The organism is Exiguobacterium sp. 9-2 (assembly GCF_036287235.1).
GTDB lineage: Bacteria > Bacillota > Bacilli > Exiguobacteriales > Exiguobacteriaceae > Exiguobacterium_A.
Genome location: NZ_CP142850.1, coordinates 2,639,845 through 2,652,263, shown reverse-complemented (window position 1 = coordinate 2,652,263; position 12,419 = coordinate 2,639,845). Strand labels below are relative to the sequence as shown.

Annotated in this window: 11 protein-coding genes; 8 read left to right on the top strand and 3 right to left on the bottom strand. The window is 47.9% G+C overall.

The annotated features are described in order from the left end of the window. Window positions 1-80 precede the first annotated feature (80 nt). The 3 genes from VJ374_RS13845 to uhpT are packed head-to-tail and all read left to right on the top strand — an operon-like array spanning window position 81 to window position 3,288. A complete protein-coding gene (locus VJ374_RS13845; RefSeq protein ID WP_290788546.1) occupies window positions 81-857 on the top strand; it encodes a DUF3919 family protein in 777 nt (258 codons plus the stop codon). Further along, the gene (locus tag VJ374_RS13840; RefSeq protein ID WP_329469223.1) at window positions 854-1,843 is read left to right on the top strand and encodes an ABC transporter substrate-binding protein; all 990 of its coding nucleotides are present in this window, start codon (window positions 854-856) and stop codon (window positions 1,841-1,843) included. Before VJ374_RS13845 ends, VJ374_RS13840 begins: the two co-directional genes overlap by 4 nt. A gap of 35 nt (window positions 1,844-1,878) precedes the next feature. Beyond that, a complete protein-coding gene (uhpT, locus tag VJ374_RS13835) occupies window positions 1,879-3,288 on the top strand; it encodes a hexose-6-phosphate:phosphate antiporter (protein WP_329469221.1) in 1,410 nt (469 codons plus the stop codon). A gap of 44 nt (window positions 3,289-3,332) precedes the next feature. On the opposite strand, the gene VJ374_RS13830 is transcribed toward uhpT, so the two are convergent. Then, the gene (locus tag VJ374_RS13830; protein ID WP_329469218.1) at window positions 3,333-3,779 is read right to left on the bottom strand and encodes a hypothetical protein; all 447 of its coding nucleotides are present in this window, start codon (window positions 3,777-3,779) and stop codon (window positions 3,333-3,335) included. 271 nt (window positions 3,780-4,050) lie between these two features. Between VJ374_RS13830 and VJ374_RS13825 the strand changes: the two genes are divergently transcribed. The 3 genes from VJ374_RS13825 to VJ374_RS13815 all read left to right on the top strand — a co-directional run bounded on the left by VJ374_RS13825 (window position 4,051) and on the right by VJ374_RS13815 (window position 7,430). Beyond that, entirely contained in the window at window positions 4,051-5,508 is a 1,458-nt protein-coding gene (locus tag VJ374_RS13825) for an FAD-dependent oxidoreductase (RefSeq protein ID WP_329469216.1), read from the top strand. 234 nt (window positions 5,509-5,742) lie between these two features. Then, a complete protein-coding gene (locus tag VJ374_RS13820) occupies window positions 5,743-6,762 on the top strand; it encodes a Delta(5) desaturase DesA (protein WP_035410452.1) in 1,020 nt (339 codons plus the stop codon). Window positions 6,763-6,917: 155 nt separating this feature from the next. Further along, on the top strand, window positions 6,918-7,430 hold the full coding sequence (locus VJ374_RS13815; RefSeq protein ID WP_329469213.1) for a VanZ family protein: 513 nt from the start codon (window positions 6,918-6,920) through the stop codon (window positions 7,428-7,430). A gap of 52 nt (window positions 7,431-7,482) precedes the next feature. Here the strand turns inward: VJ374_RS13815 and VJ374_RS13810 are convergent, their stop codons facing one another. Further along, window positions 7,483-7,677 (bottom strand): hypothetical protein, encoded by a 195-nt coding sequence (locus VJ374_RS13810; RefSeq protein ID WP_290774616.1) that lies wholly within the window; start codon window positions 7,675-7,677, stop codon window positions 7,483-7,485. A 387-nt stretch (window positions 7,678-8,064) separates the two neighbouring features. Between VJ374_RS13810 and VJ374_RS13805 the strand changes: the two genes are divergently transcribed. Beyond that, a complete protein-coding gene (locus VJ374_RS13805; RefSeq protein WP_329469209.1) occupies window positions 8,065-9,498 on the top strand; it encodes an ankyrin repeat domain-containing protein in 1,434 nt (477 codons plus the stop codon). 62 nt (window positions 9,499-9,560) lie between these two features. On the opposite strand, the gene VJ374_RS13800 is transcribed toward VJ374_RS13805, so the two are convergent. After that, window positions 9,561-11,657, bottom strand: coding sequence for a 5'-nucleotidase C-terminal domain-containing protein (locus tag VJ374_RS13800; RefSeq protein ID WP_329469208.1), 2,097 nt, complete (start codon window positions 11,655-11,657; stop codon window positions 9,561-9,563). Window positions 11,658-12,028: 371 nt separating this feature from the next. Here VJ374_RS13800 and VJ374_RS13795 point away from each other — a divergent pair, with 371 nt between their 5' ends. Beyond that, on the top strand, window positions 12,029-12,151 hold the full coding sequence (locus VJ374_RS13795) for a hypothetical protein (protein WP_290752773.1): 123 nt from the start codon (window positions 12,029-12,031) through the stop codon (window positions 12,149-12,151). Window positions 12,152-12,419 lie beyond the last annotated feature (268 nt).

Genomic DNA, 12,419 nt, shown 5'->3' with positions numbered 1-12,419 from the left:
ATGATACATTTACGAAACAATTCGACCGGATTTACGAAACAATTGCCCCGTAATCTAAGAATCAAGCAAGGAGAGGAATCATGAAAGCATCGACCATCGCTTATCTATTCTTGATGGGCATCTTGTTTGCCCTCGGTCTTCTTTTGCTTCAGCAGACGGTCTTCGGACGCTTACACGTCCTCGATGGACCGAAACGACTGAATGCTTCCGATGACTCGCTCCCGACCGAGTTGACGTTACGTCACCGGGCATGGGGTGAGCAGACGGTAGAAGACGGAACGGAAGTCCAGCGCATCACGACTCTTTTGAAGCAAATGAAGACGGTGGCAAAGGGGACCTGTCCGGCAGGTACAGCGACATTTAACGGGACGCTCCGTTTCTTAAACGGAACGACATGGACGTTCTCCCTCGGGGAAGGCATGACACTAAACGGGCAATGTGTCGCGAAACGTCCCAGCACCCAAACGACGTCACTGAAAGCACGATTCTTGAACGCCTATCACGAACCGGAACAGCTCGCGCGTCAGTTCGCCGAGGCGGAAGTCGTGACGTGGTATGCGGGAGAGCGATCTCGTTCTTTGACTGCACGTGAGCGAGAAGACGTCAAGCGTCGCCTGACGCAAGCGGAGCCGATGACGGACTATGAAGAAGTCGGTCAAGCACTCGATGCCAGTCAGGGACAGCCGCGCATTCTCAAGCTCCAGCGGTTCAAGAATGAGCAGAACACGCGTGCCAACTTAATGAATATTACTGTGTATGAGACATTGTTCAGCGTCCAGTACATGGATGATGACAATGGAAACACCTTCTATTTAAAAGGACAACTCCTGCCGACCGGGAAGGAGGCAGATCGATGAGAAAAGGAATGCTCTTCTTGCTGAGTATCATTTGTCTCATGAGCATTTGGATCGTCCGCAACAATGAACAGACGAAGCAGGGAACAGCTGCGCGGGAAACAGTTCCGCATTTGACGGCGTATGTCTCTGCGAAAGAGGATATCGGTCGCGCCTTGCTGTCATCGTACTGTGAACGAGCGGGTTGTACGTATGAGTTCGTTCGCCTCTCGACAGAAGAACTCGTCCGGCGTGTGACGAAGGAGGCGGATCATCCGCGCGCTGACGTCATCATCGGTGGAACGTGGGATGCCCACCAGACGCTCAAGCAACGCGGCTTGTCGACACCGTTCCCGACTGATCTGGATCAAGCAGAACTACAGGATCCGGATCGCTACTGGATCGGCTACGAAGTCGAACGCCTCGCAATCGTCATCAATACGGACGTCTGGAACAACCGATTCGGGGCGGCACCGTATCCGAAGACGCTCGCTGACTTGACAGCGAAACGGTATCAGGACGAGTTAATTTTGCCGGATCCGAACCATTCCGGTACCGGTGCGACGATCCTGCAAGCGGTCTTTGACGGATACGGGATGAAGGCGGAACGTGTCTTACAACAACTGATCGAGCGAACGCGGCTATTCACGGCGAACGGCTTTGCGCCGACGTCGTATGTCGCGAGTGGGGAAGCGATGCTTGGGGTCAATTTCATCGGGGATCAACAATCATTACGCGAAAAGTATTACCCGGTCAAAAGCATTCCGCTCGATACGTACTCGATCAACGCGATCTCAAAGCTGAAAGGACGGACGCAACAGAAGCAGGCGAATGCCTTCATGCGTTTCGTGCTTTCAGCGGACGGTCAGGCGATCCTGCGGAAAGTCTCGTTCGGCACGCCGACCTATGCGATCGCGAAGACACAACCGATCCAGCAAAACGTCGGGCAGGATATCGTCGCCGATTACCGGGACTATCTCCGTCGATTCAATCAGCTCCAGGACAAATGATGCGAAGACTCTGATTCAGATAGGGGAAATGGAAGATGGGCTTCTTCAGCATCAAAAAATTGCCGAATGCCGGCATACCAATCGAAGTACAACGGAAACAATGGTTACAGCAATTCTTAAAGGCCTTCTTAGTCGTCTTCTTCTCATATATGGCGATGTATCTCATCCGAAACAACTTCAAGGCGGCGCAACCGCTCTTGAAGGACGAGCTCGGTTTCACGACGACAGAACTTGGTTATATCGGCTTCGCCTTCTCGATTACATACGGAATCGGGAAAACGTTGCTCGGCTACTTCGTTGACGGGAAAAATACGAAACGTGTCATCTCGTTCTTATTGATTCTCTCGTCCTTGATCGTCACCGCGATGGGACTCTTGATGAGTGCCGGTGGAAGTCCGGTTGGTCTCTTGATGGTCCTTTGGGGACTCAGTGGGTTCTTCCAATCGGTCGGGGGACCATCGTCATACTCGACGATCGCCCGCTGGACACCGTTTGAAAAACGCGGACGCTACCTCGGCTTCTGGAACGTCTCGCACAACATCGGTGGAGCGATTGCTGGTGGTCTCGCACTGTGGGGAGCGAACGTCTTCTTCAACGGGAGTGTCGTCGGGATGTTCATCTTCCCTGCTGTGATCGCCCTTGTCATCGGGATCGTCGGTCTGTTCATCGGGAAGGATGACCCGGAGGAACTCGGATGGAACCGAAGTGAAGAGATTTTCGAGGAACCGATCGAACCGGAGAACATCGCTGCTGACAGCATGACGAAATGGCAAGTCTTCAAGACGTATGTCATCTCAAACCCTTGGATCTGGACGCTCTGTATCGCGAACGTCTTCGTCTATATCGTCCGGATCGGAATCGATAACTGGGCACCGCTCTACGTCACGGAACACTTACACTTCAGCACGGAGAGTGCTGTCAATACGATCTTCTTCTTTGAGATCGGCGCATTGTGCGGCAGTATGATTTGGGGTTACGTGTCCGATTTACTGAAAGGACGCCGGGCGCTCGTCGCAGCGATCTGTCTCTTGCTGACGGCAGTCGCGGTCCTCGGTTATCGTTACGGTACGAGTGAAGTCATGATCTATGCATCATTGTTTGCACTCGGTGCCCTCATCTACGGACCACAACTCTTGATCGGGGTCTCGGTCATCAGCTTCGCACCAAAACAAGCAACGACGGTCACGAACGGCATGGTCGGGACATTTGGTTACTTGTTCGGTGATTCGATCGCAAAAGTCGGTCTAGCAAAAATCGCTGACCCGGAAACGAACGGTCTAACGATCGGTTCGGTCACCTTGCACGGCTGGAGCGACACGTTTGTCATCTTCAATGCAGCATTACTCTTTGGTTTGATCGCCCTTGCGATCGTCGCTGTCGTCGAGGAGAAAAAGATTCGTCGCCTCGGACTGCTGGAGCGTCAAGCGGATAAGTTGAGTTCGTAACAGACACGAGCACCCTCGCCTTATTTAGGAGAGGGTGCCCTTTTTTAATGAGACAAATAAGCAAGCAGAAAACCTTCTTCCAGTTTAACGTGACGAATCGAACGGTAACGGGCATGACGGAAAGGAAAATAGAAGGAAAGATCGACGGTCAGAAGTCGATTTGCATAACGCAGATAAGGTGGACGAATAAGGTAGGTTTCATTAAAGGATTCGGTGTCATGAGGACAGACGTCAAAGACTTCGAACGTGATGGTGCGTTTATCGACGGATCGCATTTGGAGGGTCAACTCGACCGGTAAGTCGCGTTCTAAACCATAACGGGTCAACGGTACAGCGGCTTGAAGGTGAAGATGTGTCGGTCGAATCGTGACACAGATAGCTGTCAGCTCTGGAATCTCCTTTGTTAGAACGCTTGCTAAGTCATACTCATCCATACTCGCTGCCAGGGTAAAACGACGAAAGGTTTCGATGATATGGCGGCCTAGTTTCATAAAATGGACTCCTCTCTTGTTATTCTTAACCTTAGTATAAAGGATTATAAACCTATTTATTCCATTTTATTTTTTATTAAAGTAAATTAATCCCTCTTAATTAGAGCTTCTTTTTAAAACTATACGATTCACGCATGTTTTCGCATCGTTCAGGGAACTTTTAACATGTCGACCTATCGTGTTTTCCGAAAGGAGTTTTATGATGTCTTACTTATCCGGATTTCCGTCATCTTATTGGAAGGAAAGTACACCTGCCACTTCTTATCCCACTTTGGATCAAGATGCGAAGCATGATGTCGTCATCATCGGGGCTGGTATTGCGGGGCTCGTCACGGCCATACAACTGACTGAACGGGGATATGATGTCGCTGTGATCGAAGCAGGTAACGTCGCTGCTGGCACGACGGGTTATACGACGGCGAAAGTTTCCTCGCAGCACGGTTTAATTTACGACATGTTAATCAAAACGGTCGGTGAAGAATCGGCGAGACTGTATTATGAAGCAAATGAAGAAGCCATCATATTTTTACGTCATCAGGTGGAACGACTCGACATAGCTTGTGAACTTGAAACGCAGGACGCGTATCTCTACGCTGCGACATCAAAAGAGCAAGCGATGGAACGAGAAGTAAAAGCCTACGAACGATTGAGATTGAACGGTGGCGAAGCGACGGAAGAAGTTCGAAGTAAGTTGCCGTATGATATAAAAAAAGCTGTCGTCTTGCGCGATCAAGCGCAGTTCCATCCCGTCAAATATCTTCAAGGACTCGCCCGACAAATCGTCCACCAAGGGGGAGCCTTATACGAACAGACACGTGCCGTATCGCTCGAATCGAACCGGACTCCGACAGTCATCCTTGAGAACGGTCACCGGATTGAGGCGAAGAAGGTCGTCATCGCGACCCATTTTCCGTTCCATGATTTTAAAGGGTTGTACTTCTCAAAACTTGAAGTCCATCGCTCGTATATCGTATCGGGTCAGGTCGATGAGACGTTTCCGGACGGGATGTTCATGAGTGCCGATCAACCGAGTCGTTCTCTGCGTCACACGCGGACAGAAGACGGTCGTCTGCTTGGTCTCTTCGGCGGTGAGAATCATCTATCTGGTCACGAGACAGAGACGATGCAGCGGTATCAGCATCTTGCAGATTTTGCAAAGCGTGAATTCCACGTCGAGTCGTTTGGACAGTTTTGGTCAGCACAAGACTTGATCACGCTCGACAAGATCCCGTACATCGGACAGATGACGGCAAATGATCCGAACGTGTTCGTCGCGACCGGTTTTGCGAAGTGGGGGATGACGAATGGTATCGCGGCCGGACTGTTACTCAGCGACTTATTGACGGGAACACCCAACCGTTTTCGGCATCTGTTCGATCCGAATCGTTCGAAGCTAAAAACAAAGGATGCGACGCAGTTCGTCAAGAACAATGCGGATGTTGCGATTGAACTCGTTAAAGGAAAGCTGACGAAAGCGCGTCGTCGTGCTGACGAGCTACAACCGGACGAAGGTGGACTCGTCACGCATCACGGGAAAACGGTCGGTGGTTACCGGGATCCGGAAGGAAAGCTTCATCTCGTCTCGACGACCTGTACCCACATGGGGTGTGATACGAAATGGAATGAGGCGGAACGGTCGTGGGATTGTCCGTGTCATGGTTCACGATTCGGTCCAACAGGAGAGGTGCTAGAAGGACCAGCCGTCAACCCACTCAAATCGATCGAGTAAGCAGAGACGCTTGTCTCTGCTTTTTTAATTTTAAAAATAAACCGTGGACGATTTATGATATGTGATATAATTACCTGGTAACAAAAATATTTTAGCGCTAAACAATTAGAGTGCCGCTTTTGAATCGTGTTGTAGAGGCACCGTCACGACCACCGCTCACTGGTTTCATATTTTAGTTTCACTATTTTACTTAGCGTCGTGAACGCTGAAACAACCCGAGGAGGAAGCACCACTATGAGTAAAGAAAAGATTGCCCAGCTGCGCAAACATGTATCGCCGTTTGAGAAGGCGGACATTAAAGCCAGCGTCCGGCAGATGATCAACACGATTCTGCCATTTCTCGTCCTATGGTTTCTGGCATATGAGGCCCTGAAGCTATCTGTGTTTCTCGCGATCCCACTTGCGATTCTCGCTGCAGGATTCGTCGTCCGGATGTTCATCATCTTCCATGATTGTACCCATGGTTCATTCTTTAAAAATAAGAAGGCGAACGCCATCGTCGGAACGATCACTGGGATTTTGACGTTATTCCCGTATGAGAAATGGAAACGGGAGCACTCGATCCACCACGCATCAAGTGGGAATCTCGATAAGCGCGGTGTCGGTGACATCTGGGTCATGACGATTGAGGAGTATATCGAAGCATCACGCTTTACACGTCTCAAGTATCGTCTGTACCGGAATCCACTCGTCATGTTTGGTCTTGGACCACTCTTGTTGATTCTTGTCTCGAGCCGCTTCAACCGGAAGGATGCTCGGAAAAAAGAACGAATCAACACACATGTCATCAATGCGTCGCTCGTCGTCTTATACGGTATCCTGATCTACTTCATCGGCTGGCAAGCCTTCCTGATCATCCAAGGCACGACGATGTTCACAGCAGGTGTCCTCGGAATCTGGTTATTCTACGTCCAGCATACGTTCGAAGATTCGTACTTTGAGGATGAGAGCGAATGGGATTACGTCAAGGCAGCAATTGAAGGTAGTTCGTATTACGAATTACCGAAGGTCTTACAATGGGTAACCGGAAACATTGGATTCCATCATGTTCACCATCTCAGTCCACGTGTCCCGAATTATCATCTTGAAAAAGCACATGTCTCGACGCCACCACTTCAGAAGGCGACGAAGATCGGTCTCTTCTCAAGTCTGAAATCGCTTCGGTATAAGCTATACGATGCGAAAAACAAAACGTTCGTGACGTTCCAAGATATCAAACACCTCTTACGCGAGCCGAAACCGTCATCGTTGTAAGCTTTTCACCTCATCCATATGGATGGGGTGTTTTTGTTGTATCAGTTGTAAAAGAGGGAATGAAGAGTAAATGAGAGCAGTGTATGTCCGTCTTTTGGCGTATGTTCACGATAAGCATCCATGGTAGGATGTACAAAGAGAAAGGAGCGTGCATGATGCGCCGTATACCCATTGCTGCTTATGTAGGAGGAGCCATCTTACTTTCCTTATTCGTCTTCAGTTCGATGACGTACCAGCAACAATCCCTGATTCCATTTTTGACGCAACATATGCCGCTCGACTGGGTCTATGCGTTTTCGTTCGTGTCGTTCCATTACGAAGTCCCGATCAGCGTCGCGTCACTCGGACCTGCTGCCTTCCTTGAATTCTTCATTCGGAAAGGCATGCATGCCAGTCTGTTCTTCATCCTCGGGATCAGTCTCGTTCATTTTTTGCGCGGTCGAGGATATGCAACATTCCCAGCTGCCTTCTTTGCTTTCACGACGGCGATGACGATCGGTGTGTTGGATGAGTTTCATCAATTGTTGACGGGCGGACGTACACCACTCGTTGGAGACGTACTGATCGATGGTAGTGGTGCACTCGTCGGAATCGTCTTATACACTGTCATCCGTCTCTATTTGAAAGCTGATCGGATCGTTCGCGAACAAGAACAACAGCACGCATGAAAATAACCCATCGTCCCAATCCTAGGATTGAGGCGATGGGTTATTTTAGCGATTAGAACCGTTGTACCCACTCGATTTTGTACTGAGTGCGTCCGTATTCTCTTCTTAACATGTTGTCGGCTTTTTTTCGTGCTGTCGTATGATCGCCTGCTCGAACATTCAATCGATCCGTGTCGATGATCTCATCTCCGCGTAATACGTGATACTGGACGGTATAGTCCTTTTTCATAAAATTAAATAATCCCAAGTTCTTCACTCCCATATTCTTCTTCCTGTTAGTTATTATATGGGATTCCAAATTTTTCTGCAATATAAAAGAGTGACTATTGTACCACCTATCAATAAATAGTTAGTGGTTCGAATGACAGGTTGCTTTATTGTGTGAATTGCGTATAAATGCTGAAAAATCAACAAAAATCACTCTAAAATAGAATTTTAGAAATTTCATTACATAAATAATGAATATTCAGGAAAAAAAGTTACGTTATCAAGATATGTTTGAAAATATAAGTTGTCTGAATATTCTTTTGGTATGTCAGGAAAGGATTCCCTTGGAACTTTGATGGAATAACCGTTAAGATAAGAAGGGATAAAAAAATACAATGAACCAAACGATAAATGAAGGAGATGACGTATGGAGCAGGAGACGAATGAACGAATCGATCCCGCACAACGGATCAGGAAAGCAGTGACACGAAAAGAGACCGCTTATTTCAGTTTGTTATTAGGCGTCGCTATTTTGACAGTGGGTGGCATCATCGGCTTAGTATTTGAAACAGGCGAGAGCGGTATTTATGCTATGTTCACGCTAGTGATCCTGCTGTTATTACTCTGGTTACGTCAATGGCGACGAGTATCGCGGATTCGAAGTGAAGGGGTTCGCTTGAGTGCGAAGCAGTTCCCGGAGTTATTCGAGCAAATCGGCATGCATACAGAACAATTGCAGCTGTGGCGGATTCCAGAAATCTATTTCCAGAACGATGTGAAACGACCATATGTCATCGGATTATTTCAAAAATATTTGATCGTCCTTCCGACGTCATATTTGGAATTGACAGAGGTACGACGGTTCCAGTTACTGCTTGAACTTGCACGCATTAAACGAAATCATCAAGAAAAGCAGGTGTTGCTTTGGATCGGAAGCTGGGTTCCATTTTTACGTCCGGCTTACACGCGGGCATGCGAACGGACTCGTTATCAGATGGTTCTACCGCTTGTATCCAACCAGTGTGCCCGGCAAGCGATCTTTGAGGATATTCTCGGACCAACACTTCTTGCGACGACGGATATCGTTTCCTATACAGCGGAGAAGCGTCAGCAACGGACGTTTTCTGTCTTATTGTATGAGAAGCTACAGACCAATCTATCCATGCTGGAACGGCTTCGCTTGACGGGTGAACCGCTCGATCAACCCCGTCCTTTCCTACGTTATAGTCAAGGAATCATCATCACGCTTAGTGTTCTGACGGTCATGTTCTTCGTCAGTGCAGGCGCAGGGATCTTGCTCAACGAAGCGGGAACGCAAATGGCAGCCAGTAACGACACGGCGACGGCAAAAACGAACGATAAGGATTTAAATGAGACGGAATTGATGGCAGCGATTCAAAAAGGAAAGCTCGAAGATATCCATCGCTTGATTCCGGAAAGTGATATGAAAGCAGTCGATGCAGATGGGGATACGGCATTGCATTATCTCGGTTACCGGAAGTCGAGCAAGGGACTTGAATCGATCTTCAAGGAACTGCTAGAAGCAGGGAGTGATGTCGATGCCGTCAATGACTTTGGCGAGCGACCATTCATTACAGCTGTCTTCAGCAATAACGATGAACTCGTCGATCTGTATTTGAAACGAGGCGAGAAAATCAACCAACAAGATGACGATCAGTTCACGCCGCTTCATCATGCTGTCGAGGGTGAGGGGAAACAGACAGTCAAGCTATTGCTCGAGCGCGGTGCCGACCCGTCGATCAAAAATGCGGATGGCTTCACGCCGCTGATGATGGCACAGGAGTATGAACTCGATGAAATCATTGATCTGTTGAAACAACACTCCGCGCAAACGTTATAAAACAACAACCGCAGGCTCTCTCGAATGGATCGAGAAGACCTGCGGTTGTGTGTTGTATTGAATTAGTTTGGTAATTTTGATGTGTCGACGATACGACCTTCGATCTTGTAATTGACTTCGCCGAGTGATTTCGTGAAATCACGTAGGTTTTCCCAGTCAGAGAGACCGAGGTCCGTGACACGACCTTCTTTATAAGCCGTCGCGAATGGTGTGAGACCATCGCCGCCTTTAGCCGTGAAGGCATTCGTTGCGATGACATATGTCTTCGCTGGATCGATGACTTCGAATGTACCATTGTTGTTGACTTCGATCTTCGTGACGCGCTCTCCAGCTGTTTTCGTGCTGTCGTATTCGAACTTCATACCCGAGACGTGGAGGAAACCACCGTTTTCTTTTGGCGCAACCCCAACACTGATTTCAAGAAGATTCTTGATTTCTTCACCGGTCATCTTCGCTGTCGCGAGCGTGTTACCGAATGGAAGCGTCGTTAAGACTTCACCGACAGTAAGTGGTCCGGCATCGATGGCAGCACGGATCCCTCCACCGTTTTGCATCGCGATGACTGTGTCCTTATTGTATTCTTTAGCTTTTTTGAGCATACCATCCGTGATCAAGTTTCCAAGAGCCGTTTCACTGTTGCGGACACTGATTTCGCCGCGTGGGTTTGGAAGGGCATTAACGATATTCGCACCGACTTCTTCGTTTTTCAACTCAGCGATTTGATCCGCATATGGCTTAAGGATTTCAGCCGCACGCACATCTTCTTTTGCTGTAGAAACATCAATCAATGAACCGTTATACTCAGTCAATTTTCCTTTGTAGTCGAACGTCAAGTCAAGATTTCCGAGGAAATCACCGTATTGGTAGGCTTGAGCGATGATTGTCGGTTCTGCTTTGCCTGGAACGACCGTCTCATCAACGACGACCGGTTTTTCAAGTTTCGTGTGCGAGTGACCGCCGACGATAACATCAATCCCGTCAACATTACGTGCAAGCAATTGATCGTTATCGATTGCTTCATTGTCATCAAAACCGATGTGTGTCAACGCAACGATTTTATTAACGCCACGATCTTCAAGCTTTTTGACAGCAGCTTTAGCACTATCAATATAGTTTGCAAACGCAACCGTACCTGGGCTTGCGATATCTTTCGTCTCTTCTGTCGTCAGACCGAAGAAACCGATTTTTTGACCTTTGTATTCCTTGATGATGCCTTGATAAATCTTGCCACGCTCCGGTCCTGCAGTGATTGTTTTCTTTTGTAGACCATTGAACGACTTATTTTTGCTGAAATCGACGTTCGCCGTGATGAACGGGAATTTTGCAGCCGTGACGAAGTTTTTCAAGGCGATGTTATTGTCAGTATCCCCAAGATCGAACTCGTGGTTACCGAATGTCATCATGTCGTATTTCATGTAGTTCATCAGTTCAAGATCTGCTTGACCGAGGAACTTGTTGAAGTAGAGTGTTCCAGAGAAGACGTCACCTGCATCTAAGAGAAGCGATGGTTTACCTTCTGCACGGTAAGCTGCGCGAAGTTCTTTGATGACTGTCGCACGTTTTGGTGTCTTATCGAGGTTCGCGTGCGTATCGTTCGTGTGCATCAAACCGATCGAGAAGTCATCCGTGTTGACGTCGAGAACTGTGATTTTTGCTTTTAATGTAATTGTCTTTCCGAGGCGTGTATAACTTGCGACCGCATATTTTACACCCGCTTCGCTCGTATCGACCTTCGACCAACGGACTGGTTTGTCATAGATACGACCTGTCGCGTAGAGAACAGCCAATGTTTTTGGCAATTCTGGCTTTTGATCAACGTAAATCGTTTGATCCGCGACTTTCTCGACGAACTTCACTGCATAGTTCTGGATGTAGATCTTGACTTCGATTGGATTCTTTTTCTTACCGTATGTGCCTTTGACCGTTTGGTAACGGTTGAACGCATGGCGATCGTAAGATTTCCATGTGATCTTCTCACCTTTATATGTAGCAGGGAGTTTGACCGGAGCACCTTTCGTGAAGACGAGTGACTTGAGTTTGACCGTTTTGACTTTGACATGCGTTGCAGCCGAAACTGTCGTTTGGGCAACCGGCACGATTGCCGATGTCGTCAGGGCGACAGCCACAGCTGCCGCGTAAAGCGGTTTTGATTTGTACATACGTAAAAATCCTCCTTCAAGAGTGGGGTATGAATGCAAGGTCGAGCTGCGATCGTTGACCTCTTCTTCTACTATAAAGGGTTCGGAAAGCTTCGTGGGATGAACCTTTTGTAAATAACGTAAATTCTTAGGTCCGACAACATGACAACCTACGGGAGTCGTTCGTTCGATGTAATTTAAATCCGAACGTTCGCTTTCTCAACCAAATGATAACGCTTTCATTATATCTTGTCTTGAATAAAAATGAAACGAAATAATATGAACAATCGTTAAACATTCCCATTAAATGTCGATTTTTTAGTGGTCCGAAATTGCTAAATATTGTATGATGTCAGTATACAAGTAGTTCGGATGAAAAGGGGCAACGCTGGATGAATGATAAGGTTCGAGGAGGCGTTCTTGTCGGCATTATTTTTGTGATTACGGTTCTCCTCGTATGGGGACTCGCTTCTCCACCGACGACGATTGAATTTCCACATTTTAATCATGCTTAAAGGAAACAAACTAGGAGATGACCGGTGGTTACCCGCCGGTTTTTTCGTGTCTGAAAAACTACAGTTTGGTGTCGGTTCGTCCAATACATTGACACGCTTTTTCCCGATGGCTAGAATTGATTAAGTGTATATAGGAAGTATTGCTTCTATTATGCACGAGTATACAAAGAAGGAGGCGAGTCAGAATCGACCGGGCAAGGTCCCGTTCACGCGGAGGGAGCGTTCGTTTGAGCAATCGCGGACGGCATCCGTCTTTTTTGAGTGGAAT